Source organism: Micromonospora sp. HM134 (assembly GCF_007833915.1).
Taxonomy (GTDB): Bacteria; Actinomycetota; Actinomycetes; order Mycobacteriales; family Micromonosporaceae; genus Micromonospora; species Micromonospora wenchangensis.
Map to the genome: position 1 here is coordinate 6,025,392 of NZ_CP041061.1, position 26,125 is coordinate 6,051,516.

24 protein-coding genes are annotated in these 26,125 nt (G+C 70.6%); 8 read left to right on the top strand and 16 right to left on the bottom strand.

Features of this window, described 5'->3' with window-relative positions; all coding sequences use genetic code 11:
* Positions 1–94: 94 nt before the first annotated feature.
* Positions 95–559: a hypothetical protein gene (locus FJK98_RS26030; protein ID WP_145921329.1), complete on the top strand. Its 465-nt coding sequence runs from the start codon at positions 95–97 to the stop codon at positions 557–559.
* Here FJK98_RS26030 and FJK98_RS26035 read toward each other — a convergent pair whose 3' ends face one another.
* From FJK98_RS26035 to FJK98_RS26050, 3 genes are all read right to left on the bottom strand, one after another.
* The gene (locus FJK98_RS26035) at positions 560–1,285 is read right to left on the bottom strand and encodes a GntR family transcriptional regulator (RefSeq protein WP_145921330.1); all 726 of its coding nucleotides are present in this window, start codon (positions 1,283–1,285) and stop codon (positions 560–562) included.
* A 348-nt stretch (positions 1,286–1,633) separates the two neighbouring features.
* Positions 1,634–1,879 (bottom strand): hypothetical protein, encoded by a 246-nt coding sequence (locus FJK98_RS26045; protein WP_240762363.1) that lies wholly within the window; start codon positions 1,877–1,879, stop codon positions 1,634–1,636.
* A complete protein-coding gene (locus FJK98_RS26050; RefSeq protein ID WP_145921331.1) occupies positions 1,869–2,150 on the bottom strand; it encodes a hypothetical protein in 282 nt (93 codons plus the stop codon). Before FJK98_RS26050 ends, FJK98_RS26045 begins: the two co-directional genes overlap by 11 nt.
* Positions 2,151–2,512: 362 nt before the next feature.
* Between FJK98_RS26050 and FJK98_RS26055 the strand changes: the two genes are divergently transcribed.
* Both FJK98_RS26055 and FJK98_RS26060 read left to right on the top strand, forming a co-directional pair.
* Positions 2,513–3,736 carry a helix-turn-helix domain-containing protein gene (locus FJK98_RS26055; protein ID WP_145921332.1) on the top strand — a complete coding sequence of 408 codons (1,224 nt, stop codon included), beginning with the start codon at positions 2,513–2,515 and terminating at the stop codon, positions 3,734–3,736.
* Between the two features lie 24 nt (positions 3,737–3,760).
* Entirely contained in the window at positions 3,761–4,228 is a 468-nt protein-coding gene (locus tag FJK98_RS26060) for an NUDIX hydrolase (RefSeq protein WP_240762364.1), read from the top strand.
* Positions 4,229–4,265: 37 nt separating this feature from the next.
* Here FJK98_RS26060 and FJK98_RS26065 read toward each other — a convergent pair whose 3' ends face one another.
* The 5 genes from FJK98_RS26065 to FJK98_RS26095 form a co-directional block, all read right to left on the bottom strand.
* Positions 4,266–6,215, bottom strand: a complete 1,950-nt coding sequence (locus tag FJK98_RS26065) for a hypothetical protein (protein WP_145921333.1) — start codon at positions 6,213–6,215, stop codon at positions 4,266–4,268.
* Between the two features lie 550 nt (positions 6,216–6,765).
* Complete coding sequence (locus FJK98_RS26075; RefSeq protein WP_145921334.1) at positions 6,766–8,139, bottom strand: hypothetical protein; 1,374 nt, start codon at positions 8,137–8,139, stop codon at positions 6,766–6,768.
* 953 nt (positions 8,140–9,092) lie between these two features.
* Entirely contained in the window at positions 9,093–9,764 is a 672-nt protein-coding gene (locus FJK98_RS26085; RefSeq protein WP_145921336.1) for an SMI1/KNR4 family protein, read from the bottom strand.
* Positions 9,765–9,813: 49 nt separating this feature from the next.
* Positions 9,814–10,272, bottom strand: a complete 459-nt coding sequence (locus tag FJK98_RS34385) for a hypothetical protein (protein WP_240762366.1) — start codon at positions 10,270–10,272, stop codon at positions 9,814–9,816.
* Between the two features lie 283 nt (positions 10,273–10,555).
* Complete coding sequence (locus tag FJK98_RS26095) at positions 10,556–11,053, bottom strand: SigE family RNA polymerase sigma factor (protein ID WP_145921337.1); 498 nt, start codon at positions 11,051–11,053, stop codon at positions 10,556–10,558.
* A 140-nt stretch (positions 11,054–11,193) separates the two neighbouring features.
* Between FJK98_RS26095 and FJK98_RS26100 the strand changes: the two genes are divergently transcribed.
* Together FJK98_RS26100 and FJK98_RS26105 are read left to right on the top strand one after the other, a co-directional pair.
* On the top strand, positions 11,194–12,054 hold the full coding sequence (locus FJK98_RS26100; RefSeq protein ID WP_145921338.1) for a DUF3152 domain-containing protein: 861 nt from the start codon (positions 11,194–11,196) through the stop codon (positions 12,052–12,054).
* Between the two features lie 172 nt (positions 12,055–12,226).
* Complete coding sequence (locus FJK98_RS26105) at positions 12,227–15,211, top strand: Hsp70 family protein (RefSeq protein ID WP_145921339.1); 2,985 nt, start codon at positions 12,227–12,229, stop codon at positions 15,209–15,211.
* Between the two features lie 76 nt (positions 15,212–15,287).
* Here FJK98_RS26105 and FJK98_RS26110 read toward each other — a convergent pair whose 3' ends face one another.
* Positions 15,288–16,085: a trypsin-like serine protease gene (locus FJK98_RS26110; protein ID WP_145921340.1), complete on the bottom strand. Its 798-nt coding sequence runs from the start codon at positions 16,083–16,085 to the stop codon at positions 15,288–15,290.
* A gap of 292 nt (positions 16,086–16,377) precedes the next feature.
* Entirely contained in the window at positions 16,378–16,917 is a 540-nt protein-coding gene (locus FJK98_RS26115; RefSeq protein ID WP_145921341.1) for a hypothetical protein, read from the bottom strand.
* 123 nt (positions 16,918–17,040) lie between these two features.
* Between FJK98_RS26115 and FJK98_RS26120 the strand changes: the two genes are divergently transcribed.
* Positions 17,041–17,370 carry a hypothetical protein gene (locus FJK98_RS26120; protein ID WP_145921342.1) on the top strand — a complete coding sequence of 110 codons (330 nt, stop codon included), beginning with the start codon at positions 17,041–17,043 and terminating at the stop codon, positions 17,368–17,370.
* Positions 17,371–17,406: 36 nt separating this feature from the next.
* Here FJK98_RS26120 and FJK98_RS26125 read toward each other — a convergent pair whose 3' ends face one another.
* From FJK98_RS26125 to FJK98_RS26135, 3 genes are all read right to left on the bottom strand, one after another.
* Entirely contained in the window at positions 17,407–17,892 is a 486-nt protein-coding gene (locus FJK98_RS26125; protein WP_088647123.1) for a ribose-5-phosphate isomerase, read from the bottom strand.
* Between the two features lie 74 nt (positions 17,893–17,966).
* The gene (locus tag FJK98_RS26130) at positions 17,967–19,169 is read right to left on the bottom strand and encodes a DUF1015 family protein (protein WP_145921343.1); all 1,203 of its coding nucleotides are present in this window, start codon (positions 19,167–19,169) and stop codon (positions 17,967–17,969) included.
* 114 nt (positions 19,170–19,283) lie between these two features.
* Complete coding sequence (locus FJK98_RS26135) at positions 19,284–19,907, bottom strand: DsbA family protein (RefSeq protein ID WP_145921344.1); 624 nt, start codon at positions 19,905–19,907, stop codon at positions 19,284–19,286.
* 223 nt (positions 19,908–20,130) lie between these two features.
* Here FJK98_RS26135 and pepN point away from each other — a divergent pair, with 223 nt between their 5' ends.
* Positions 20,131–22,677: an aminopeptidase N gene (gene pepN / locus FJK98_RS26140; RefSeq protein ID WP_145922998.1), complete on the top strand. Its 2,547-nt coding sequence runs from the start codon at positions 20,131–20,133 to the stop codon at positions 22,675–22,677.
* Positions 22,678–22,985: 308 nt separating this feature from the next.
* Here the strand turns inward: pepN and FJK98_RS26145 are convergent, their stop codons facing one another.
* A complete protein-coding gene (locus FJK98_RS26145; RefSeq protein ID WP_145921345.1) occupies positions 22,986–23,399 on the bottom strand; it encodes a DUF5130 family protein in 414 nt (137 codons plus the stop codon).
* Entirely contained in the window at positions 23,386–23,670 is a 285-nt protein-coding gene (locus FJK98_RS26150) for a hypothetical protein (protein WP_067310700.1), read from the bottom strand. The genes FJK98_RS26145 and FJK98_RS26150 overlap by 14 nt, the downstream gene beginning before the upstream one ends.
* A gap of 464 nt (positions 23,671–24,134) precedes the next feature.
* Between FJK98_RS26150 and FJK98_RS26155 the strand changes: the two genes are divergently transcribed.
* Positions 24,135–25,022 carry an alpha/beta hydrolase gene (locus tag FJK98_RS26155; protein ID WP_370517095.1) on the top strand — a complete coding sequence of 296 codons (888 nt, stop codon included), beginning with the start codon at positions 24,135–24,137 and terminating at the stop codon, positions 25,020–25,022.
* 82 nt (positions 25,023–25,104) lie between these two features.
* Here FJK98_RS26155 and FJK98_RS26160 read toward each other — a convergent pair whose 3' ends face one another.
* The gene (locus FJK98_RS26160; RefSeq protein ID WP_145921347.1) at positions 25,105–26,007 is read right to left on the bottom strand and encodes a tryptophan 2,3-dioxygenase; all 903 of its coding nucleotides are present in this window, start codon (positions 26,005–26,007) and stop codon (positions 25,105–25,107) included.
* Between the last annotated feature and the right edge of the window lie 118 nt (positions 26,008–26,125).

Sequence of the window (26,125 nt, forward strand, 5' to 3'; positions counted from 1 at the left end):
TAACAAGCTACGTCAGCTTGTAAGCACAAGCAAGGGATTCGATGAGACGTGTTCACATAGCGAATGTCGGACGGTGGTGCCAGCCTCTGGACCCATGAAGCCCCTCGTGGAACACCGCACCCCTCTCAGCGTCTCGTACGGCCACTTTGTGCTGCGAGACGTGTGGTGCGATGCCGGCGATGACGGCGAGTCCTACCAAGATGCGCAGGATCAGGTGGCCGGGGCGTCCACCTACCAGGTCAGCGTCCCGGCCTCCTCGTCACCGCCCAAAGCGGGGCTTGAGCTGAGGGTCTGGGCCGGCGAGCCCGCACCAGATGACCGCTCCTGGGACGGATGCCGTCAGCTTGAGCTGCACTGCCCGACCGGAGAGCTGATCGTCGAGTTGATCGCCTGCGGAGCGGCAGTGGAGATCACGCTTCCGCAGGGAGCCGGCGTCTACGGCGTCCGCGTTCACCGCAGGCATGCCGACACCGACGAATTCCTCATCGATCTGTGGTGGCGGACCCCGCTGCCGCCGGCCGACGATGACGAGGACTTCTACGGCGACCTGTGGACTTGATCAGGACAGGGCGTAGGTGTCTTCGATCTCGTGGCGGCTACCGGGCATGACTAGCACTGATGCCATGATCGGGTCACCGGACGCCTGGTGGACGGTGATGACGACGCTCAGCACCGGCTCGTCGGCCGGGACGTCCAGGGCCGCTGCTTCGGCTTCGTTGACCCGGCGCGCGGTCATGCGTTCGGTGGCGTAGTCGGCACGGAGGCCCTTGTGCCGGGCGATGAGGTCGAGCAGGCCGCCCGGGATCGGGTCCGGCTTGGTGATGTCCGTACCCACCGCGATGTCGACCGGCACAAAGGTGGACACCAGGTCTACCGGTCCCGCCTCTGACAGGGTCCGACGACGACGCTCGTAGACGGGCGTGCCGTCGGGGATCTGCAATTCCGCCGCGATACGCGGTGAGGCCAGGACCGGGCCGACGTGCAGGATCTCCGTCTCCCCCGTCTCGTCCAGCTCGACGGCGTCCCGGGCATAGTCCGGGGAGGTACGGCCGGAGACGGGACGGCCGCGCACGAAGCTGCCCTTGCCCTGCTGCGACTCGATCCAGCCATCCTGCTTGAGGATGCCGAGCGCCTTGAGCACTGTCGGACGGGACACCCCGAACTCCGTGGAGAGCTGATTCTCCGACGGCAGCGCCGCACCGGGGACGTAGTCGCCGTCCTCGATGCGCTTCCGCAGCGTGTTCAACACGCGCAGGTACTTCGGCGTCGGAATCTCGTACGCCATCGCGGGCCACCCCACCTGTGAATACTGCATGAATCACAGCAGCTTATGAGTTGTTTGCATGACAGAACAAGTCACCTCAGCCGTTCGGCGTCACACCCTCCACCGCAGCGGCCAACCACCCCGACCACGACGACGACACTCCCACCGCCTCCGGCCGAGACGCACCCGGCCACCGACGCGGCAGACAGCCGTACTGGCCGAACAACCGCAACGCCGCCCGGCGCGGCGGACACGGCCCTTCCTCGCCGCAGCCCCCGCAACGGCCATCCCCGCTCGACGGCGTGTGCCGGTCGAGCTGCGCCTGAGCCTCCCGAAGCCGATCACGCGCCGCACTCGACAGGTAGGTGCTCACCGGGGCGCGTCCTCCGGCAGGAGCTTGCTCGCGCGGATCAGGATCTGTGCCTGTTGGCCCCGCCGGCCGGTCCGGCCGAGTCTGATCCCCTCGACCCAGATCCACTCGTCATGGGGAGGGCGGTGGGCCACCAGCCGTACCCCGGTCACCCACAAGGTGACCGGTCCGTCCGACGGCATCAACCGCTCCGCCGCACTGATCTCCAACACCGCACCGAGCCGAACCCGAACATCAAACACCATGTCCCCTCCTGACCGGCCCCGCGTTCCTACGCGGCGGCGTGCTCGCTGTCGTCCGTGGCAGAAGTTGAAGGCCGGCGATCCGCACGAACACCTCGCGCCGCGCCAACGCCTCACCGGTGGCCCGGTTGATCGAGTAGCCGGTGAGCCACACCCACCCGTCATAGGTCGGTCTGTCGTCCACCGACGTCACCCGCAGCCACAGCGCCCGGTCGCCGATGAACTGCACCGACGCCCGGCGGTCGATCAACACCAGGTCACCCGGTGCGGGCACACCCGGACGATGCGGCAGCGGGGCGCGAGGCACCGGGGTAGGCGGGCCATTCACGGGACGACGTTCGGGTCGTCGCCCCACGCCAGCACCCACCCCGGGCCAGCCTCAGCACGACGCCGTACGACCGGAACCCGCGCAGTCCAGGCAGGACCGCCGGGCCAGGGAACGCGTCCGCTCAGTCCCCCGCGCCATGCCCCGGATGGCGGTGCGGGCAAGGGTGTACTTCCAGCCCACGCCCGAGCAGGATTGGCAGTTGGTCGATGCGTTCAGCCCCGTCATGCAGACAGGTTGTGGCACGAACCGCCCACCGACCCGGAAAATCCTTCCGGGGTCACGGCAGGCTGAGGGGAGACAGTGGACCGATGCGCGGGAGAACGAACAACCTGACCATCGGCGAACGCGTCGCCTGGTACCGCTACCGACGCGGCCTATCCCAAGAAGTCCTGGCCGGACTCATCGGCCGTACCGCCGACTGGCTGGGCAAGGTCGAGAACAACCGCATCGAGCTGGACCGGCTCTCCGTCATCAAGTCCCTCGCCGAAGTCTTGGACGTGCCCCTCGGTGACCTGCTCGGCGAACCCGCCCTGCTCGACTGGACCAGCGACAGCGGCACCGCCACCGTCCCCGCACTCCGCGCCGCCCTGATGAACTACCGTGCCCTCGGCCCCTTCACCAACGGCCCGGACCAGGAACCCCCGAGCGTCGCCGCACTCAAGAAGGACGTCGGCGCACTCTGGGACGCCTACCAGAACTCCCGCTTCGGGTACGTCACCGGCCGCCTACCCGACCTGCTCCACCGCGCCCAGGCCGCCGCCGACCACCACCACGGCGACGACCAGGACCACGCCCGCCGACTACTCGGTCTGACGTACCAACTCGCCGCGACCCAGCTCACCAAGCTCGGCGAGAGCGACCTCGCGTGGATCGCCGCCGACCGAGGTTTGGCCGCCGTCCGGCCCACCGGCGACCCGCTCATCACCGGCAGCCTGTTCCGGTCCGTCGGCCACGCCCTACACGCCACCGGCCGGTACGCCGAAGCCGTCCGCCTCACCGAGGACGCCGCCGGCTACCTGGAGCCCCACCTCACGCACGCCACCCCGGAACTGCTCTCCGTCTACGGCACCCTGTTCCTGTCCGGCTCCATGGCCGCCGCCCGCGCCAACGACGCCGGCACCACCCGCACCTTCCTCGCCGCCGCCGACCACGCCGCGAACCAGCTCGGAGCCGACGCCAACCACCTCTGGACAGCGTTCGGACCGACCAACGTCGCCATCCACCGCGTCGCCACCGCCGCCGAACTGGGCGACCTGCAAGTCGCCATCGACCTCGGCCCGCGCGTCGACACCACCGGCCTACCCATGGAGCGCCGGGTACGGCACGCCCTCGAAGTCGCCCGCGCCTACAGCTCCTGGAACCGCCTCGACGACGCCCAAGCAGCCCTACTCGACGCCGAACAGATGGCACCCGAACAGGTCCGCCACCACTTCCTCAGCCGCCAACTCGCCCTCACCTGGATACGCCGACAGCGCGGCAAGCCCACCGCCGAACTGGTCGGACTGGCCCAGCGACTCAAGGTGCTCGACTGAACCCCACCTGTCTACGCTGCCCAGGTGACGACCAACGAGATGCCACCCGTGGCAACCCCACGCGTCGCCGCAGGCGCCCTCTTCTTCGACGCTGAGGGCCGCGTGCTCCTCGTACGCCCCAGCTATAAGGACCACTGGGACATCCCTGGCGGCTACGTCGAACCCGGCGAGTCCCCGCGCACAGCGTGCATTCGGGAGATTGCAGAAGAACTCAGTCTCACCGTGGAAGTCGGGCGGATGCTGATAGTCGACTGGGCTCCTACAGCAACAGAGGGCGACAAGCTGCTATTCGTCTTCGACGCCGGATCTCTCAGCACCCGCCAGGAGCAGGCGATTCGTTTCGCAGACGGAGAACTTACCGAATGGCGCTATGTGCGCCCTCAAGATCTAGAGGGCTACAGCCCAGCGCGGCTCGCGCGAAGGATCCAGACCGCCATTTCCGCTCGCAATGGAGCGCCTGCCGCCTACGCAGAACACGGACACCAGCGTTAGTCGAAAATAGAAGCAGCTTGCCACCGGTATTAGCGCTTCATGCAGCATTCCGGTCGCTTGTCAATCGATCCAGAGTCACTACTTCAGCCGGACCGGGGTGCTTTACCGACCTAATTACGGGCTCCTGATACGAGAAGCTAAGCCGCTGCCACCGCTTCGCATACTCTGCCGGGACGCCGTTATCAGCCACAATAATCTGGACACGTCCCTTGTAGCTTTCGGCAAGGATATCGAGCTGGCTGTACAGGTTCGCCGCGAGCGCCTCACCGGCACCAATCGACTTGCGAGGGCTATCGAGAACTAGGCATGCCGGCATATTGCTCGCGGAGTCTCGCAAAGCCACCGAAATTAGAGTAACCCAGTAGGCCACCACGAGAGCAGTGCGAAGGCCACCCGTGCTAATCTTATCAAAACGATCACCATTGACGTAGGGCAAGTAGGTCCGATCATCAATTCTTACCGAATTGACTCCGGGCACGCCAAAGTTGGAGAGAGTTCGGGCATACTCCTCAGTCAACGCCGAAAGAACTTCTTTCTTTGCGAGCTCAACCGACGATTCACGCCGCACCACTTCGTCTTTTAATGAGTTGCGTTCATCCCTTGCCCGTTGGACCACTCTTGAAATGTCCCCAGCCCGGTCCCAGTAGCGCAAGCGCTCATCAAGGGCTTTAATCCTCTCCTCTGCCATACCGATAGCTTCGCTCACATCCGCATACTCTTGGAGGCGTGGGCTAACGAGCTCACGGCTGCGCTCGTCCACAAGCAGAGCCAGCTTCTTAGCATGCTCCTCTGTCTCAGACAACGAATGTCGGAGTTGCTCAATACGCCCACTGCTTGCGGCGATCAACTCTTCAGTCTCGGCCTGCTGGACACGCATTTGAATGACTTCATACGGTTCATCACTGGCATTGACGCGATAGTCAGTATCTGCCTGTAGGCACAACCTACAATGCCCGTCAGGGATGGAACGGTGCTCAAGGCTCTGAGTGCAGCGCGGGCAGATAACGAACTCAATGTCGGCAAGGCGAGCGCCAGCATCTTGAGCACGCTTCAGACGTGCCAGATCCTGACGAATTCCAGCAGCTAGGCCTAGCCGCTCCTCATGCACCTTCTCCAGACTACTCAACTCCCGCTTGAGGTCGTCGGCCCTGTCCTGCGTGGTAAGCAAGAGGTCCCTCAAGACGTCGGTCTGCGGATCCGCAGGATCTGCCTCCGAAGCCAAGGACTGAAGTCGGGCTCGGTACCTCCCAAGCTGAACGCGCACTTTTTCCTGCTCAGCCAGACTGGCGTCGCGAGGTTCCGCGCCTACGCTCTTGAGGAATTCGAGGATGGTGGCTTCTTCTGATTCTGCGGACAAGACCACCTGCTCCGCGTCCTGCAGGCTCGACTTCAGCGCAAGTAGATCTTTATCCGTGATTCCAAAGAACAATTCAAATACGGTTCTACGCTTAGGCTCTCTATAGGTATCGCTATGGTGAGCGATACTCCTATCAATTTCAGGCTGCTCGACATATAGCGATGACCAGATGTCATTGAATGTAACGACGCTTGGCTTGCTCGTCGCTTTCGAACTGAGGGCCGAAGCCCGCACATCAGTGGGAAGCCCCAGAGCCGTTAGCAAGAGCTTACCGACAGTTTGGGTCTCGTCTCCTTGACCCCGAGTCGGCTCAACTGGAAACGCACCCAGGTCTTCTCTAGATCTCAGGTCACGGACGTAGACAACGCCAGCCCCGCCGAAGGTTGAACGCGACAATTCGAACCGTTCGCGGCCAGCAGAGAGCCGCACTCTCACGCTCGTAACATGGTCTTTAACGACGGGGCTGAACCGGGCAGAGCCCCCCAAGCCATGCTTAATTAGCTCGACCATCGTACTCTTACCTGTAGCTACCGGGCCGTCGAGGATGGTCAGCGGACCACGGAAGTCGTAGGCTACTTCACCACCGGCGGTTACCAGGCCTATGCCATCGATTCTGAAGTTGGTACTCATGGGCGGATTGCCTCCCGGTGTGGCCTGTCCATGATCTCCGGGAGTCTCTCGTAAATTAGTTCTTTGAGCCTATTCCCGTTATAAGCGCCAACATGCTCAGCCACAGCCTCGCACCGCATGGCCACCTCCCCCCAAGCTAAGCTCGTAGCTAGCTCGCGTACAACCTTCCTGCCTAGTGGCGTGGGCCGTAGAGCTACAGTTCCCTTTCCGCCACGGGTGTACGCCAAGAGACCTTTACCAACAAGGGCACCGATTACAGGGTAATATCGATTATCCCATGGCCCATACTTGTAACGGATCATTGGCGCTTCGGTTTCACGCCGATCATCTTCCGATGGGTTAATTCGACCATCACCCTCTAGGTCCTCAACAACTCTAGTCGCAAGCGTTGGATACCGGACGAGAAAATCGAGCTTTGCAAGTTTGGTCAGGCCGTCAAGCTTCCGTCCTGCGCCTGGGGTTCGACATACTGCTTCAACCAGAAGCAGGACTCTGGCTTGGTGGTATGCCATATCAGCAAGCTGGCCGGCTCGCCGCGAAACATTAGCAGTCATGCGGCAACCCCCTGGGTGGAATTTCCGGGCTGGCCGCCGAGCCGCTGGCGCATTTGCGCTTGCCTAGCATCTACATCAAAAAGGGGTCCGAACCACACCTGACATCTGCTCGCCAGATCGCAGATACCTCCGAGGGCTACCAACGGTTCGCGTGGTACCGGAAGCGCACCTAGAGCACCGACTAGATCAACGGTGTCGAACTTGCGCCACATCTTGGAGCCGTACTTGGCACCATTGGCCTCCTCGGCAGCCTCTTCGGCTACCTTACTCGCAAGATACCGCAAACGTTCCTCTGCGTCGAAAAACTGCTGTGCCATCCCCGGAACATCTGCATGCTTGTGGCGCTCTCGCCGCCACCGCTCCGCGAATGTTTCGGCCCCAAGCATAGTAGTCTCGGTGCATCCACCATCGTCCAATTTTGCAGCAAGGCGTGTTGCAGCAATCTTCAGGTTAGGAGTTGCATAGGCGCCTGGGCTAGCGGCTGCGCTCCGGACGGCGAGGATTACATCCTGGGCAGTAACCACCCGCCTGCGAAGTGTTCTGTCGAGTCGCTGCTTACTCGTCTCACCTCGTATGTGGCCGATCAAGCCAGCTAGCTCTTGCAGGGGGAGCTTCCCCCTGCCTCTCATCCTTTGGCGGAAGATGCCGAGAACCGCATTCCATGCCGCCCTGGCTGCCCCCGCATGAAGGCCAAGCTGATCGAGCAACGGTTCAACGTACTTTTGAGGAGCCGATGCTTCGATATCGTCCGGCTGCGGGCGGCTCGTATCAAAAATGAGAGCCGACAGAAAGTTGGAAACATCATCCAAAAGTTCTTGGTCCGGAATTATCTGCGCTTTCGTGGCACCTTCCGGGGCGCGCCAATTTTTCGGAATCTCAGCCTTTTCGGGAATACGAAGGAGCTCGACCGAAAATGCCCGAACTATACGATCACAGTCGTCGCCACTGCCACCATCCTGCAACTTCTGACATATGGCTCGGAGTTCCGACGCGTCGTCGCCACTCTTTAGCTCGGAGTTCGTGAGCAGTCGACATCCGATATCGCGCCCCAACCCCTTCCACCGTGCGTATAGGTGGGCCAGCCCTCCCTCATCTGCCAAGGCCGACCAAGTGTATGCTCCGCGGCTCAACCCTCGGTGCTTCACGGAAACGAGCTGAACCCTATCGCCGTCTACAACGGCATAGTCCTCGTGATGCTCGCACAGGATCGCCTTCGTGAGAGCATCGTTCCCCTCATCGTGAAGATACATAACCGCGACTGCAAAGCTGTCAGCAGCGGCTACAGCGGCTTGCCAGTCAAAGAGGTCTGCCGTGTGCGCCCCGGCGTCCTCCGGCGAGGGAGTTCTCCACAACGCGTCGCGTGCAGTCACGCAGCAACTCCCCTCGGTTACTCCAGGCCTTGCATTGTTGCGTATGGTTGGAGGTCTGCATAGCCCTTCACTGGCGGCTAGTCAGACCACTACCTTCCTGAGGCTGCTCTAGCTTGTTGATCCATGTGGGTGATAATCGCTCTGACCTCCGCGTAAGCCAGCAACTGCCGAGACGATCTCTTTAGGATCAAGGCACCGCGCAAGCGCGGCGCGTTGGCCGCGCACTGGCCTGCTGGCGGCCTCCGGCCGGCATCGGCCGCACGCGGCCAACCATGGCTCGTGCTACGCCTGGGGAGCAATGATCGCAGCCTCTATGCGCAGTCCAACGCCAACAAGCACAAGAAGGCCAGCGAGGACATGCAACTCCGCCCTCCCTGAGTCGCTTGCCACAGTAAGCGCGGAGATCAGCAAGCCTGTGAGCAACGCAGAGGTGCCTACTACTCGTCTGGTGTCAGCTCGCCGGGATCGAAGGTCCACTGCGGGACCGTACCGGAGGCCGGGCATAGAAACTGTCCGCATGGCGACTGACCAGCGACTTGCGGTCGTGACGATCGCGGGACGGTCAACCACCGCAGAGGCTGGGGCGATCGGCTGCCGCGCCGCTTCGCGGCTTGCCACCGGGTACCGGGGTCCAGGCGCGCGGAGAGCCGACGACACGGCAAGCCGCCCCCGGCCCGAGAGGCCGGGGGCGGTAAGCCGTACGCCGCCGGACAGCCGCGCGCCCACCGCGCAGCCGTGCCAGCCACGTGCCAGTAACCGGTGTCCCAGACGGTCCCCAACGGTCATGATCGGGCACCACGACCCGGCCGCTGACCAGGCGATCCGGACGGATCATGACAGCCGAGAACGATCTTCCAAACTGACGGTGCGGGTTCGATTCCCGTCGCCCGCTCCACACCCTCCCGACCCAGGTCACGGGTCGGTCCCGTCCTTCCCCGTCCCACCTCAGGCAGCTAGTCCGCTGCCACCTCACGCTCGGCTGCCTCCAGCCAGCGCCGGTACCAGCGGGCAAAACCGAGTGGTGTCCCGTCGTCGTCGTACAGCGGCCGGAAGCCACCGCCCTCGGCGATGTCGTCCGCCCACATCTGCCCCCGGGCGGGACCGCTGACGACGAGTGCCTCCCGCAACGCGCAGCCGAGGTGGCACAGGTAGAGCAGGCCTACCGAGTTCTCCGGCGTGTAGACGACCTCCTCGTACCGCTCCCGGTAGGCGTCCTGCGCGGCGGTGAACGCCTCCGGCGAGTCGTAGTCGTCCTCGTCGGGTTCGGCGGGTAGGCCGTCGGCCGGGTTGAACGCCTCGACGTGGGCGAAGGGACGCCCGAGCGCCGCCAGCGTGGTGAGGTCGGCCCCGTCGCCCTCCCACCGCCAGCGTCCGTCGTGCCGACGCACCGGGAACAGCCCGTAGGCCGGTCCCGCACCGCCCCGACCCGCCTCCCGCAGGAACGACCGGTACTCGGCGGGCAGCTCCACCCGTAGCTGCTCCTCCACCTCGGTCACCTCGGCGGCGGTCAGTGGTGGTCCGAGCTCCCACCCGTGGTCGCCGGCACCGAACACGGTGCCGGCGGCGGGCGTCGCGGCCAGTCGCGCGAGCCGTCCACGGATGTCCGGCCAGTCGGAGCGCGTCACGCCCGGCACGATACAACCACCCTATGAAGGGGCAGCGGGGCTCGCCGGGTCAGAGCAGGCGGCCGGACCGGTCGCGGGCGACGATGCCGTCGAGTCGTACGCCGGGGGTGAGGTCGACCGGGTCGAACCAGAAGACCACCAGTTCCGGGTCGGTGCTCCAGCGGGCCAGCCGGGCGTCGACCTGCCGGCCCCCGACGGTGCCGACGATCCGGGCCGCCGGCCCGACGAAGTACCCGAAGGTCGGCACCGGCGGCCGGGCGTCCGAGGGGGTCGTGTCGTCGTACCCGATCTCGTGGAAGCCCGGTCGCCGGTCGCTGCCCTGCACGTCGTTGATGACGATGTCGTTGGTCAACTCGCCGGCGGGGCTGCGGCGGCCGGCCATCAACCCGACCCGCACCCTGGGCCCCTCGGGCACGTCGACCGCCACCAGGTAGTACACCCGCTGGTCGACGCCGTACCAGATACCGGTGCCGACCACCTCGCCGATCGGCTCCCGGGGGGCTTCCACCGGGTCGGTCCGGGGGTCGGCGGCGACGTCGCCGGGGGCGTCGCGCTGGGCACGGTGGCGGCGCGGGCGGGTGGGCGGTCCGGCGCCGGCGGCCGGGCCCACCGCACGCCGAGCCCGACACCACCGGCCACCAGCACGGCGACCAGCGCCGTCGCGCCCGCGCCGACGAGCCGGCGGCGTCGGCGCAGCCGCCGGCCGTCGCGCATGATCACGGTCAGGTCGAAATCCTCGTGGTACGGCCGTTCGGTCGCCCGCATCGCCCGGCGGAACTGCTCCAGCTCGGTCATCGGCCGGTCCCCTGGGTCGCCGGGGTCCCGGTGGCCCGCAGCTTCTGCAACGCCCGGGAACCGGTGCTCTTCACCGTGCCGAGCGATACCCCCAGTTCGCGGGCCACCTGCGCCTCCGGTAGGTCGAAGTAGTAGCGGAGCACGACGATGGCGCGCTCGCGGGCACTGAGCGCGCCGAGGATGTCGAGCAGCCAGCGGCGGGTGGCCACGTCGTCGGCGACGTCGCCGCGCCGCTGCTCGGGCAAGTCGTCGGTGGGGTACTCCCGGATCGGCCGCCGCCACCCGTCGACGAGGTGGTTGACCAGCACCGTGCGGGCGTACCCGTAGGCGTCCTCGTCGCGGACCCGGGACCAGGACGCGTACGTGCGGACCAGGGCGGTCTGCGCGGCGTCCTCGGCCTGGTGGTGGTTGCCGGTCATCAGGAACGCGGCGTGTCGGAGCCGCCCGGAGGCGGACCGGGCGAACTCGACGAACTCGGCGTCACCCCGGGCCATGCCCACTCTTCCCGTTTGCCACGCCGGACAGGACGGGCGGGGGCACCGAAAGGTTGAGTCCGGATGGGATCAACTGTTCCGGCGGGCCGCCCGTCCTTCCCGCTGCCCGACGCCGCCCGGCGGCGGGCGGAGGAGGCACCATGGCGACGAAGGGTAGCCCCCGCCGTGGCGGCGGCCCGCGTGCACGGTCGGTGACGGCGCTGCTGACGGCGGCCTGGCTGACCGGCTGCGGGCTGCCGGCGGCGGGGCGACCTGCGACGACGTCACCCTCCCCGGCCAGTTCGGCGGCGGTGCCCGACCGGTTGGGCGAGCCGGGACGGCCGGCCGGGTCCGTCCGACCGGGCGGCGGATCGGCCGCGGTGACGCCCGGCCGGTCCGGGCCCGCCCCGGTCAGCTACCCGAGGGACGGGGCCAACCGCTGGCAGGTGGCGCCCGGTGAACAGGCGGCCCCGCAGGGCCCCGGCCGGTTGCTGCGGTACCGGGTGGCGGTGGAACGTGACATCCGGGGGCTGCCGGTGGCGGAGTTCGCGGCCGAGGTCAGCGCGACGTTGACCGCCCCGCAGGGGTGGACCACGGGCGGGACGCTGCGGCTGTGGCGGGTCGGTCCCGGCGGGCCGGCCGACTTCACCGTCCACCTGGCCACCCCGGGCACCCGTGACGAACTGTGCGGGGACGCGGCGGACGGCTACACCTCGTGCCGCAACGGCGACCGGGTGGTGATCAACGTGGCCCGTTGGGTGAAGGGCGTTCCGGGGTACGGCGCGGACCTGGCCGTCTACCGGCGGTACGTGGTCAACCACGAGGTCGGGCACCGGCTCGGCCACGGCCACGAGCGGTGCCCGGGGCGGGGCCGGCCGGCACCGGTGATGCAGCAGCAGACGTTGGGCCTGCACGGGTGCACCGCCAACGCCTCGCCGTACCGGGACGGCAGGCGCTATTCGGGGCCGTCCGGCACCTACGTCGACCGGGTTCCCCCGCCCGAGCCGGGCCACCGGGGCTGACGGCCGCCGGACCGGGGCCGGGCCGGCCGGCCCCGGGGCTGCGGCGGGCCCGGGGCTGCGGCGGGCCCGGGGGCGCCGGAGCGAGGGCTGAGCGGCCGGACCGGCCCGGGGCGGCGGGGGCTGCGTACCATGCGGGACCGGGCATCCCCTCGTCCGGTGGAGGTAGCGACGGATGGCAGGCCAGCAGGACGGATACGCCCTCGGCGTCGACCTGGGCACGTCCAACACGGTGGCCGTGCTGCGCTGGCCGGACGGGCGGACCCGACCGCTGCTCGTCGACGGGCAGCCGATCCTCCCCTCCGGGGTCTACGCCGACACCGAGGGCCGGTTGCACGTCGGCCGGGACGCCCAGCGGCTCGCCCAGGCGGACCCGACCCGGTACGAGCCGAACCCGAAACGCCGGGTGGACGAGCCGACGGTCCTGCTCGGTGACCGGTCGTACGCCCCGGCGGAGCTGCTCGCCGCGACCCTGTGGGCGGTCGCCGAGCAGGCGGTGGCGACGGTGGGGTTCCTGCCCCCGGCGGTGCTCACCTATCCCGCCGCCTGGGAGGCCCCCCGGCGGCAGGTGCTGCACGACGCGTTGGCGCTGGCCGGGTGGCCGTCGGCCGCCGAGCACACCATGTCCGGGCCGGTGCCGGTGGGCACCCGGCTGCTGCGGGAACCGGTGGCGGCGGCCCGCTACTACACGGAGGTGCTGCGGCGGCCGGTGCCGGTGGGTGAGTCGGTCGCGGTGTTCGACTTCGGCGGCGGCACCCTGGACGTGGCGGTCGTCCGTAACGAGGGCGCCGACCCGTGGGGCGACTCGGGTTTCACGGTGATCGCCACCGGCGGGATGGCCGACCTCGGCGGGCTGGACCTCGACGCGGCCCTGCTCGCCCGGGTCGGTGAGCTGGTCGGCGACGGGCAGGCGGCGCTGTGGGCCCGGCTGACCCGACCGGAGACGACCGGGCAGTGGCGGGACCGGCAGCAGCTCTGGGACAACGTCCGTGGGGCGAAGGAGATGCTGTCCCGGGTCGCCGTGGCCCCGGTCGCGGTGCCCGGCCTGGAGACCGCCGTCCCGCTCACCCGCGCGGAGCTGGAGCAGCTCGCCACTCCCCTGCTGACCCGGGCGGTCGCCCGGACCCGGGAGGTGGTCGCCGAGGCGGGTCTGACCCCGGACCGGCTGGCCGGGCTGTTCCTCGTCGGGGGTTCGTCCCGGGTGCCGCTGGTGGCCCGGCTGCTGCACGCCGAGCTGGGGGTCGCGCCGACCGTGCTGGAGCAGCCCGAGCTGCCGGTGGCCGAGGGGGCGCTCACCGATCTGCCGCTGCCCCGGCCGGGCCGGCGTCCCGGGCCGGCCGGCGCGGTGGCGCCCGCCCCGGTGCCGTCGCCCGCCCCGTCGTCGCCCGCCCCGTCGTCGCCCGCCCCGGCACCGCCGTCGCCCGCTCCGACGCACGATGCCGCGCCGGGGGTACCCGACGCCGCGTCCACCCCGGTCGGGTCCGGTGCCGGCCCATCCGCCGGCACGGCCACCCTGCCGGCGGGCGCAGCGACGGCCGGCGGCACCGGCCACACCCTCCTGCCGGGACCGAGCGCCACCCTGCCGGCGGGAGCGGGCGCGACGCCGGTGGCCGGGTCGGGCGCTCCGTTTGGTGGGACGCCGGTAGCCGGATCAGGCGGAACGACAGTGCCGACCCTGGGCGGGATGCCGCCGGGCGGGACCGTGCCGGGTGGCGTACCGGCCCAGGGGTATCCGGCGGGCTGGCCGGGCGTACCACCGGGGGCGGTGCCGCCGGGGACCGGTGCCGGCCCCGCGACGCCGGTGCGGCGCGGGCGTCGCCGGCTGTGGGTCGGGCTCGGTGCGGGGTTGGCGCTGCTCGGCGTGCTCGGCGCGGCGGCGCTCTGGTTCACCCGGGACCGCTACCCGGCGTTGGAGTTCCACACCCTCACCGAGGTGGCCCGGCCCGCCGCCGTCGAGGACCGCCCGACGGCGATGTTCACCGCCGTGTTCGGTGACCGCGCCTACCTGGCCTACCAGCTTCCCGACGACCGGCTGACCGTGGTGGCGGTCGACGCCGGCACCGGGAAGGTGGCGTGGCGGACCACCGTCGCGGCCGGCAGCGGACGGTGGGCCGGGGTCCGGGCGGTGCCGGGGGCGGTGCTGGCCGTCGCGGACGCGGCCGGCGACAGCACCCCCCGCGACGTGGTGGTGCTCGACGCCGGGGACGGTAGGGAACGGTGGCGGTTGCCGGTGCACGGCGACGACGCGGTGCACGTCACCGGGGAGAAGCTGGTCTGGGTGGACCGCGCCGGCAGCCGCCTGGTCGGGCTGCGGCTGCGCGACGGCCGGCAGGACTGGACCCTGGACAACCCCCGCAGCGAGTACGGCGACACCCGTACCACGGTGCTGCGGGTGGGCACCGCGCAGAGCGTGGCCGGTCCCGCCGGGTTCGACGGCACGTCCGACGCCCCCTGGCTCGGCGACGCCGACCGGCTGGTGCAGGTGGGGGCCGACCGGTCGGTGCGGGTGCTCGACATGGACAGCGGCAAGGTGGTGCGTCGCCGCGACGGGGTCGCCGACGTCAGCGACCGGATGGTCGCGTCCGGGGACCGGTTGTACGTGGTGGCGGAGGACCGGGGATACAAGCTGCTCGGTTACGACCTGGGCAGCTTCGCCGAGCCGACGGTGCTCTACAGCGCGGGTGAGCAGCGGCGGGTCACCGGGCTGGTGGCCTGCGGCGGGCACCGGGCCTGCCTGCTGGAGGTGCCGGAGGCCGACACCGACCGGACGGAGGTGGTCGCCGCCACCGAGGGCAAGGGCAGTCGCCGCTGGGCGGCGCCGGGCGGCGTCGACCTGGTGCCGGTGGGTGAGCACCTGCTCGTCCGGCGGGAGTCGCCGAAGACCACGGTGAGTCTGTTCGACCCGGCCGGGAAGGCGGTGCTGACCGACCGCAAGGGCACGGCGGTCCGGGTCGACGCCGGCAACCTGCTGGTCTTCGCCGAGACGCCGAGCAGCGTCGAGGACGACCGGAGCCTGGCCGGGGTGTCGAAGTCCGGCGGGCTGACCGAGATGGGGCAACTCCAGGGCGTCCGCAGCGAGTCGTGCGCGTGGAACACGTCGGTGATCGTCTGCGGGGCGGAGCGGGACTTCGTGCTGTACCGGTTCGCCGGGGACGGCTGAGTGGCCGGACACCACTGCGCCACCGGCTGCCACGGGGGCGGTCGGTGGCGCAGCGGCCCGGGGGGCGGTCGTTGGGTCAGCCGCCGAGGCTGGCCGCGGCCGAGGCGATCGACGCGGCGAACGTGCTGACCTGGGTGTAGACGCCGGGGGCGTTGGGCCGGGCACAGCCGTCGCCCCAGCTCACGATGCCGACCTGGATCCAGGCGTTGGCGGCGTCGCGGCGGAACATCGGGCCGCCGGAGTCACCCTGGCAGGTGTCGGTGCCACCGCTGGCGTAGCCGGCGCAGATCTCCTCGGCGGCGATCAGGTCGCCGGGGTACGAGGACGAGCAGCTGGCGTCGCTGACGAACGGCACGGTGGCCTTGAGCAGGTACCGCTGCTGCGCACCACCCTCCCGGGCGGCACCCCAGCCGGCGACGGTGAAGGTGCCGTTGTCGTACGCGGTGGTGGTGGCGATGGGCAGGGTGGCCTGCGAGGTGACCGGGGTGGCGAGCCGGATGAGCGCCCAGTCCTTGCCGCTGCCGTTGTAGCCGGGGGCCTGGTAGACGTAGTTGGACTTGACCTGGATGCGGCTGCTCGACTGGAGGTCGACCGCGCCGAGGGTCGCGGTGATGCTGGTGTTCGTGCCGGTGCGGTTCACGCAGTGGGCGGCGGTGAGCACCAACCGGGGGCTGTAGAGCGCCCCGCCGCAGCCCATGGAGAGCCGGACCATGAACGGGAACTCGCCCTGCGCCGCCCGGGTGCCGCCGACGACGGACGGGGCCGCGTCGGGGGTGGGCGCGGCGGTGGCCGGGGCGGTCAGGACGAGCGACCCGGCGGTGATCGCCACCATCGTGGCGGCCATCCGGCCGATGAGACTGCGCCAACGGTTCACAGGGCCTCCAACCCTCGGCGGCGCACCTGGTGGGGGGCGCCGGTTCGATGGCGGGAGCCTAGATCGGTCAATTGATGTGCATCAACATCCTGTTGGGGTCATACGATCGCGGCCGGGCGGCCCGGCGCGGCGCGCGGGATCACCCGGCCGGGCGGGGATGAAGCCGGGGCGGCGGGGTATGCCAGCGCCCGGCCTGGAGGAGTGTCGACCGGTGTCGCGGGGCAACCCCGCGACCGGACGCGGGCGGACCGGGTCACCCCCGGCCCGCCCGCCGTACCGGACGGCGGGTGGCTCAGTTGCCGGTGACGAAGTTCCAGGCGTCCATCACCCACTGGGTCTGCTGGAGGTAGGCGATGCCCACCCCGGCCAGGAAGACCCCGGTCACCAGGTGCGCGCCCCGGGCGCTGCGGCGTACCCGGCCGAGCTGGCGTTCCAGGATCACCCGGCCCAGCAGCCGGGACAGCGCGAACAGGCCGGCCGCCACCAGCAGGCTGAGCAGGAAGGTCAGCAGCGGGGCGCCCAGGTCGCCCCGGCCGGAGATGGCCCAGATGCCCCAGCAGACGAAAGCGAAGAGGGCGCCGGCCGCGCTCCACTCGCCACCCCGGCGCAGCTGCTCCACGTGCCAGCTCATCGGCCGGCGCGGCGCGGCGGGCTCGGACCAGCCGGACTGGTCGTGCTCGACCACCGGGAACGGCTCGGTGCGCGGAGCCCGGGACTGCCCCACCGAGGCGACGCCCCGGCGGAACGGTTCCCGCTGCGGCGGCACCCCGACACCGGGCTGGGGCGGCACCTCGACGGTCCGCTCGGCCCACGGCTGTGTCTGGTCTGCCATCTTGTTTCCTCCCCATGACCGGTGCCGGCCGTCGACCGGTCCACCGTCTTCGAGGGTAGCGAGCGGACAAACTGCCGCGCCCGGCCCGGCCCGACGGGCACCGCCGGACGGTACGGTCGGGAGATGGTCGATGCGGAGCGGCGGCGACGCCGGCTACGGCACCAGCCGGAGCCGGCGGACGGGGGCGGTGAGCCGCCGACGGCGGCCACCGCCGAGGTGCACGACGGGGCCCCACCGCCACGGGCCCGGCGGGCCCCGGGCGGCGAGGACGGCGAGCGGGGCCTGCGCGGGCTGGTCGGCTCGGGCTCGTCGCAGGTCAGCGTGCGGGCCGCGCTACGGGCCCGGGACGCGGCCCGCCCCACCGAGCAGGACCTGGCCGAGGCCGAGGAACGCCTGGTGATCATCCGGCGGAACTGGGTTCCTCGGGAGGACCTGCCCCGCTCGGGCCGCTGACCGGGCCGGCCGGTGACCGGCCCGGGCGGGCGGCGGTCAGGACAGGTCGGCGGGGGCGGGCAGCTCGGGCAGCTCGCGGGTGCGCTCGTACTCGGCCACCTGGGCGATCCGGCGGGCGTGCCGCTCGTTGCCCGAGAACGGGGTGGTGAGGAACGCCTCGACGATGGCGGCGGCCTCGTCGAGGGTGTGCTGGCGGGCGCCGACGGCCACCACGTTGGCGTCGTTGTGTTGCCGGCCGAGCTGGGCGGTCTCGATGCTCCAGGCCAGCGCCGCCCGGACGCCGGCGACCTTGTTGGCGGCGATCTGCTCGCCGTTGCCGGAGCCGCCGATGACCACGCCCAGGCTGCCCGGGTCGGCCACCACCCGGTCGCCGGTATGCAGGCAGAAGGTCGGGTAGTCGTCGTCGGGGTCGAAGGCGTGCGGGCCCACGTCGACCAGCTCGTAGCCCTGCTTGGCCAGGTGGTTGGCCAGGTGCACCTTCAACTCGAAACCGGCGTGATCGGATCCCAGGTAGACGCGCATACCGGGCAGTCTGTCAGGGCCGCGCCCCGGCCCGCCGTGGGGGCGGCGTGCCGGGGCGGATTCGTCACAGGATTTCAGCGGGGCAGCTCGGCGACGACCAGGCCGCCGCGTGCCTTCGGGGTGAACCAGGTGCTCTTGCGGGGCATCTTCTCCCGGGCCAGGTTCACCGCGACGAAGTCGTCCACGGTCACCGGGGCGATCAGGACGGCGAGCTCCGCCCGGCCGGCGTCGACCTCACCGGTGAGCCAGCTCGCCGGGTAGTCGCCGCCGACGTAGGTGATCCGCTTGTCGCCCGGGTCGAGGCCGAGCGCGTCGCGCAGCAGCAGCCGCTCCACCAGGGCGTGGTCGAGGTTCTCCAGCCGGGCGGCGTCCGCGTCGTGCGGCAGGGTCACCGCGTACCCCTGGCCGGCGAGCCGGAGGTGCACGGTGCCGCCGGCCGCCGGGACCTCGACCGGGCCGTCGACCGGGCTGATCCGCGCGCCGGCGGCGCGCAGCCGGTCGAGCAGCTCGTCGGGGGTGCAGGGCAGCTCGCTGACCAGCCGGTTGTAGGGCTGGATGGCGACCGACGCCGGGGTGGTGACCACCGCGAGGAAGCGCGGGAAGCCGCCGGTCTGCGCGGCCAGGCTGCGGTGGTTGCCGTCGGCGACCACCAGTTCGCCGCCGCCGGCCAGCGCGGTCAGCGCGTCCTGCTCGGGGCCGGGGCCGAGCAGCCAGATGGCGTGCGTGCGGCCGGCCTGGTCGGTGTCGGTGGCGGCCGGCGCGCCCGCCGCGTCGGTCGCCGTGGCGAGGGCGGCGTGCAGCTCGTCCCCGCGCCCGGTCTGGAGCAGGAGTACGGGTGAGAGCAGGTGACCGAGCGCCTCGGCCAGGGCGACCCGTTCCCGCACCTTGGCGATGAAGACGTCCTCGTTGCGGATCACCAGGCCGGGCTCGTCGGCGCTGGTGGAGATCTGGTCGGTGTCGACCATGGCGAACAGCCCGTACGCCGACTCCTCGCCCGGCGCGCTGATCCGGTAGAGGACCACCACCTGCTCGGCGGGGGTGTAGCTGCCGTCGGCCTTGGCCTCGGTGAGCCGGGCCACCGCGTCGCCGAGCGCGTCGGAGAAGGACTTCCCCAGGCTCTCCGGCGCCCGGTGGGGCATCTCGATGCCGAGGGCACTGTGCGGGTTCGCCTCGATGATCGCGGTGATCTCCGCGTCGTCGGCGAACTCGTCGTAGTTCTGCGCGCCGGTGCCGCCAGTGGTGATCCAGGCCCGGGCGATCGGATGCACGACCGTCATGGGGGTTGACGCTACCGGCGACGGCCCTGCGCACGACGCCGACCCCGAGCCGGGTCCACCAGATGAACCGTTCCCGGCGGGGCCCGATCGGGCCGGGCCCCGCCGGTGCCGGGATCAGTCGAAGATCGGGCCCAGCTCGCGGGACCGCTTCAGCTCGTAGAAGCCGGGGGTGCCGGCGACCAGCAGGACGCCGTCCCAGAGCCGGCCGGCGGCCTCGCCCTTGGGCGACGGGGTGATGACCGGGCCGAAGAAGGCGATCTTCTCGCCGTCCGGGCCGGGGGCGTGCACCACCGGGGTGCCGACGTCGGTGCCGACCGGCCGCATCCCGGCCTCGTGGCTGGCCCGCAGCGCCTCGTCGTACTCGGTGGATTCGGCGGCGTCGGCGAACGACGGGTCCAGCCCGACGTCGGCCAGCGCCGCGGTGATCATCTCCCGGCCCAGCGACTCCTTGCCGAGGTGGATACGGGTGCCCATGGCGGTGTAGAGCTTCGCCAGCGTGGCGCCCCCGTGCGCCTGCTCCACGGCGATGCAGACCCGTACCGGCCCCCAGCCCAGCTTCATCATCTCCTGGTACTGCTCGGGCAGCTCCCGGCCCTCGTTGAGGACGGAGAGACTCATCACGTGGTAGCTGATGTCCACCTCCCGGACCTGCTCGACCTCCAGGAGCCAACGGGAGGTGATCCAGGCCCACGGGCACAGCGGGTCGAACCACATGTCGACGGCGACACGTTCGGTCACGGTGGAATCCCTTCGTGACGTCAGGCACGCCGGCGGACCCGGCGCGGTTACCCGTCGATCCTCACCCCGAACGGCATCGATCGGTAGCGGAATGAGAGCGTGACGTCGACCACCGCAGGGTCGGTGCATGGAAGACTCGGCTCGGGTCGCCGCCACGAGCGGCCGGCAGGGGCTGGCGCAGCCGGATGGCGGCGAGAGTGGGATGGAGACGAAAGTGCCAGGAGTGCGCAACCTGACCCAGGTCGAGGCCACCGAGCGGGCCCGCCTGCTGGAGGTCACCGGGTACGACATCAACCTCGACCTGTCAACCGCGGTGCAGGCCGAGGGCCGCACGTTCCGGTCGGTGACCGAGGTCAGGTTCCGCTGTGCCGAACCCGGGGCCGGCACCTTCATCGAGACGGCCGCCGAGTCGGTGCGCGCGGCGACGCTCAACGGCGCGCCGGTGGACCTCGCCGGCTGGTCGGCCGAGAAGGGGCTGGCGCTGACCGGGCTGGCCGCCGAGAACGTGCTCGTGGTGGACGCCGACTTCGGCTACTCCAACAGCGGGCAGGGCCTGCACCGCACCGTCGACCCGGTCGACGGGGAGACGTACCTCTACAGCCAGTTCGAGACGGCGGACGCGCAGAAGGTCTTCGCCTGCTTCGACCAGCCCGACCTGAAGAGCGTCTACACCTGGCACGCCACCGTCCCGGCGCACTGGCGGGTGGTGTCCAACATGCCCGTCGAGCGGGAGGAACCGGCCGGCGAGGGGCTCAAGACCGTCCACTTCACCACCTCGGCGCGGATGAGCACCTACATCACCGCGCTGTGCGCCGGGCCGTACCACGAGGTGCGGGACAGTCACGACGGCATCGACCTGGGCGTCTTCTGCCGGGCGTCGATGGCCCCCCACCTGGACGCCGACGACCTGTTCCTGATCACCAAGCAGGGCTTCGACTTCTTCCACGAGCAGTTCGGGGTGCGCTACCCGCTGCCCAAGTACGACCAGCTCTGGGTCCCCGACTTCAACGCCGGCGCGATGGAGAACTTCGGCTGCGTCACCCACGCCGAGTCGCACTACCTGTTCCGCTCGCAGGTCACCGACTTCGAGTACGAGCAGCGGGCCAACACGATCCTGCACGAGCTGGCCCACATGTGGTTCGGCGACCTGGTCACCATGCGCTGGTGGAACGACCTGTGGCTCAACGAGTCGTTCGCCGAGTGGGCGAGCCACTGGTGCAACACCCACGCCACCCGGTTCTCCGAGGCCTGGACGACGTTCCTGTCGATCCGCAAGAACTGGGGCTACCGGCAGGACCAGCTCTCCTCCACCCACCCGGTCTACTGCGAGATGCCGGACCTGGAGGCGGTCGAGGTCAACTTCGACGGCATCACGTACGCCAAGGGCGCCAGCGTGCTCAAGCAGCTCGTGGCGTACGTCGGTGAGGAGCCGTTCCTGGCCGGGCTGCGGGCGTACTTCGGCAAGCACGCGTGGGGCAACGCCACCTTCGACGACCTGCTGTCGGAGCTGGAGACGGCCTCCGGCCGGGAGCTGCGCAAGTTCGCCGCCCAGTGGCTGGAGACCGCCCAGGTCAACACCCTGCGCCCCGAGGTCACCATCGGTGCCGACGGCGGCTACGAGCGGGTGCTGGTCCGGCAGGAGGCCCCGGCCGGACACCCGACGCTGCGCACCCACCGGATCGGCGTCGGCCTGTACGACCTGACCGACGGCCGGCTGCTCCGCCGGGAGCGGGTCGAGGTGGACGTGACCGGCGAGGTGACCGAGCTGTCGGTGCTGCACGGCCGGCCGGCCGCCGACGTGCTGCTGCTCAACGACGACGACCTGACCTACACCAAGCTACGGCTCGACGAGCGCTCGATGGCGACCGTGGTGCAGCACATCGCCGGCTTCGACTCGTCGCTGGCCCGCGCGCTGTGCTGGACGGCCGCCTGGGACATGGTCCGCGACGCCGAACTGTCCGCCCGCGACTACGTGGCGCTGGTGCTGGCCGGGCTGCCCGCCGAGACCGACATCAACCTGGTCACCGCCACCCTGCGGCAGGCCAGCACCGCGCTGATCTTCTACGCCGACCCGGCGTGGGCGCCGACCGGCTGGGCCGGGCTGTCCCGGGCCGCGAAGGACGCGCTGGCGGCGGCCGAGCCGGGCAGCGGCTTCCAGCTCGCCTGGGCCCGGGCGTACGCCTCGTCGGCCCGCGCCGACGAGGACCTGGCGACGCTGCGCGGGTGGCTGGCCGGCACCGACGTGCCGGCGGGCCTGACCATCGACACCGAGCTGCGGTGGACGGTGTTGCAGTCGCTGGTGGCCAAGGGGGCGGCCGGTGCCGCCGAGATCGAGGCGGAGCTGGCCGGCGACCGGACGGCCTCCGGCGAGCGGGAGGCCGCCTACGCGCACGCGCTGGTGCCGACGGCGGAGAACAAGGCGACGGTGTGGTCCCTGCTGACCGGCCCGGACGCGCTGCCGAACTGGCGTAACCGGGCGCTGTTGCAGGGCCTGACCCACCCGACGCAGGTCGCGCTCACCGCGCCCTACCGGGAGCGGTACTTCGCCACGGTGGCGCAGGTGTGGGCGCAGCGCGACAGCGAGCCGGCGCAGGAGTTCGTGCAGCTGGCGTACCCCGCGTACCTGGTCGAGGAGGAGACGGTGGCGGCCACCGACGCGTGGCTGGCCGGCGACGGGCACCCGGCGTCGCTGCGCCGCCTGGTGGCCGAGGGGCGCGACGGGGTGGTCCGGGCGCTGAAGGCCCGCGCGCGGGACGCCCACAGCAGCTGACAGCCGAGATGGCACGGCCCGGGGCCGGCGCGGGTGCGAGCCCGCGCCGGCCCCGGGCCGTTGTCGTGCCCCGGCCGGGTGCCCCCGGGACCGGATGTGGGCCGACCCGTCGGACGTCGCTCTGGTCGTCGAGCCGGACGAGCCGGTACCGGTCGACGAGCCGTGGCCGATCCGACTCGGTCCCCGTGACTGGCCCCGCTGACCGGCGGCCGGCCGGTCCGGCACCGACGGGTGTGGTGGACGCGACGGAGCCCGGTCCGCGTGGTGCGGGCCGGGCTCCGGATCGGTCGGGACGTACGGGGTGGGGCTCAGGCCCGGCCGGCGTGGCTGGCGAGCTGGTCGAGGCCCTGGATGATGCCGCCGGCCAGATCCCCGCCGCCGAAGGACGCCACCATGGACAGCGCGGCCAGCTTGACGTACGTGTCGGGGATGCGCTTGCGGGCGTACCGGCCGGTGACGACCTCCAGCTGGCGCTGGTTGGGCGACACGGCGATCAGCACCGACCTGTCCGGCTCGGCGAGCTGGCGGTGCAGCCGCTCGGCGTGCTCCCGGACCGGCTCGTCGAGGCCGCCGACGTAGACCGAGAAGACCAGGCCGCTGCCCTGGTCGGCCAGGCGCAGCGCCTCGTCGATGCGCAGCAGTTGCCGGGTCGAGAACGGCCCGTCCAGCACCTCGGGCGGGGTGCCCGTACCGGCCTGGTCGACCTGCTCACCAACGGTCACTTGCGCCTCCGGTTCCACCGGCCGGCGCCTCGATGCCGGCCTGCTGCTGCTTGTGGCTGGTCAGCGCCGGCGCCTGGGCACCGGCGGCCAGGGCGGTGCCGGCCGAGTCGGCCAGCTGCTCCGGGCGGCCCAGGAACCAGACCGGCGTGAAGTCGAAGCGTCGGCCCGGCCGGTAGCGCTTGGCGCCGCCGCCGCTGCCGTGGTTGGCGGCGTAGACCAGCCCGACAATCACCAGCACCACCGCCGCCGGGATGCCGACGAAGATCAGCAACGTGTCAGTGACAGACAATCCCAACGCCCCCAGGCGGTAAGAGAGACCAGAGCTTCCGGGTCGGGTGGACGATCATGACACCGTGCTCCCGACTCCGCTGCCATTCACGTTAGCGGAGCCGACGCCCCGCGAGCCTGCGGGGTGCCGATCCCACCTGTCACTCCAGTGTTCCAGCGGCCCCGGGGCGGCGACGAGTCGGGTCACCCGGTCCCATCCTGCCGGTTCGGCACCCGATCGCGCCGGGACGACACGACCGGCACGGGTGTGGCGTCCGCCCCATATTCCGCTGACATGACCCGGCCGGGATTGCCGGTCTCGGTGCCGGGACCCGGAGGATGGCCCGTACCGATCGAACCTTTTCGATCGATTCCGGTCCACCCACCCGCAGGGAGCCCCCCGTGCAACCCGTGCCCGCCCTCCACCCCCACCCCGCCCGGTCCCGGTCCCGCCGACCCTGGCCCCGACTGGTCACCCGCCCGCTGCTCGCGCTCGCCCTGGTCGGTGGCAGCGCGGTCGCCGCACCCGGCGCGACCGCCGCGCCCGGCGACGGCCGGCCGGCCGCGGCGTCCGCCGCCAACCCGTACGAGCGGGGTCCCGCCCCGACGACGGCCAGCATCGAGGCCACCCGGGGCCCGTTCGCCATCGCCCAGAGCACCGTCGCGGCGTCCGCCGTGAGCGGGTTCCGGGGCGGCACCGTCTACTACCCGACCAGCACCGCCGAGGGCACCTTCGGCGCGGTCGCGATCTCCCCCGGCTACACCGCCAGCCAGTCCAGCGTCGCCTGGCTCGGCCCCCGGCTGGCCTCGCAGGGCTTCGTGGTCATCACCATCGACACCCTCTCCGTGTACGACCAGCCGGCCTCGCGGGGCACCCAACTGCTCGCCGCGTTGGACTACCTGACCGGCAGCAGCGCGGTGCGGACCCGGATCGACCGCAACCGGCTCGCGGTGATGGGGCACTCGATGGGCGGCGGCGGCAGCCTGTCGGCGGCGAACACCCGGCCCGCGTTGCAGGCCGCCATCCCGCTCACCGGCTGGCACACCGTCAAGAACTGGTCGTCGGTACGGGTTCCGACGCTGGTGATCGGCGCGGAGAACGACTCGACCGCCCCGGTGGCGTCGCACTCGGAGCCGTTCTACACCAGCCTGCCGGCGAGCCTGGACAAGGCGTACCTGGAGTTGAACGCGGCCGGCCACTCCGCGCCGACCTCGCCGAACGTCACCGTGGCGAAGTACAGCATCTCCTGGCTGAAGCGGTTCGTCGACGACGACACCCGCTACGAGCAGTTCCTCTGCCCGGCGCCCCGGGGCAGCGCGATCGAGGAGTACCGGGACACCTGCCCGCACTCCTGACCCCGCACCGGCCGGTCCCGGCGCCCCGCACGGCGGCGGGGCCGGCCACCCGTGGGGCCCGGCGGACCGCCGGCACGCCAGGTCACATCGCGGTGCGGGCCGACCACAGTTCGGGGAAGACCACCCGGGACATGCTGCGCTGCAACCAGGCCAGCCCGGCCGACCCGCCGCTGCCCACCTTGGCGCCCATGGTGCGCTGCACGGCCTTGACGTGGTTCCACCGCCAGTCGCCGAACTGCTCGGCCACGTCGGCCAGCGCGTCACCGAGCTGCCGCAGGTGGTTGTCCGGCCCGTCGTCGTCGTAGACCGCCACCCAGGCCGCCTCGACCCGGGGGTGCGGCAGGTGCTCGACGGCGACGTCCCGGTCGCGCAGCTCGGCGGGCAGTTCGTGCCCGTGCCGGCCGAGCAGGGCGATCACGTCGTCCCAGAGGCTCGGCTCGGCGAGCGCGGCGCGCAGGTCGTCGTACACCTGGGGTTGGCGGCGGAAGGGGCGGATCAGCGCCGGGTCGCGCAGCCCGAGCAGGAACTCCAGCTGGCGGTACATCGCGGACTGGAAGCCGGAGCCCTCGCCGAGCAGGTCGCGGAACCGGTTGAAGTCGGCCGGGGTCATCCAGCGCAGCCCGCGCCAGGCGGCGTTGAGCCCCTCCAGGTGCAGGGCGGCCCGACGCAGCGGGGCGAGCGCCGCCCACACCCGGTCGGCCCGCAGGTCCCGCTGGGCCTGGCGCAGCTCGTGGCAGGTCAGCCCGAAGTACAGCTCCATGATCTGGCTGACCATCAGGAAGGACATCTCGCCCGGGTCGCTGCTCAGTGGCTGTTGGAGGGTGTGCAGGGTGCTGGCGTGCACGTACGCGTCGTAGGGCGTCCGGTCGGCGAACTCCAGGGTGGGCTCGCCGCCGTTGCGGGCGGCGCGGGCCCGGCGCTGCTGCGGGGTGGCCGGGCGCACCGCCGGGTTCGGGGTGTGCGCCCGCAGGTCCGTCTGTTCCACCGTCTCGCCTCCTCCGGTTCGGCTGCCCCGACATGATCTCCCGGTACGTACGCGCGGTGGAATGCCGCTTCGATGGCGCTGACCGCCTCTCACTTCACGAACGAAAGGCACTTCGGCG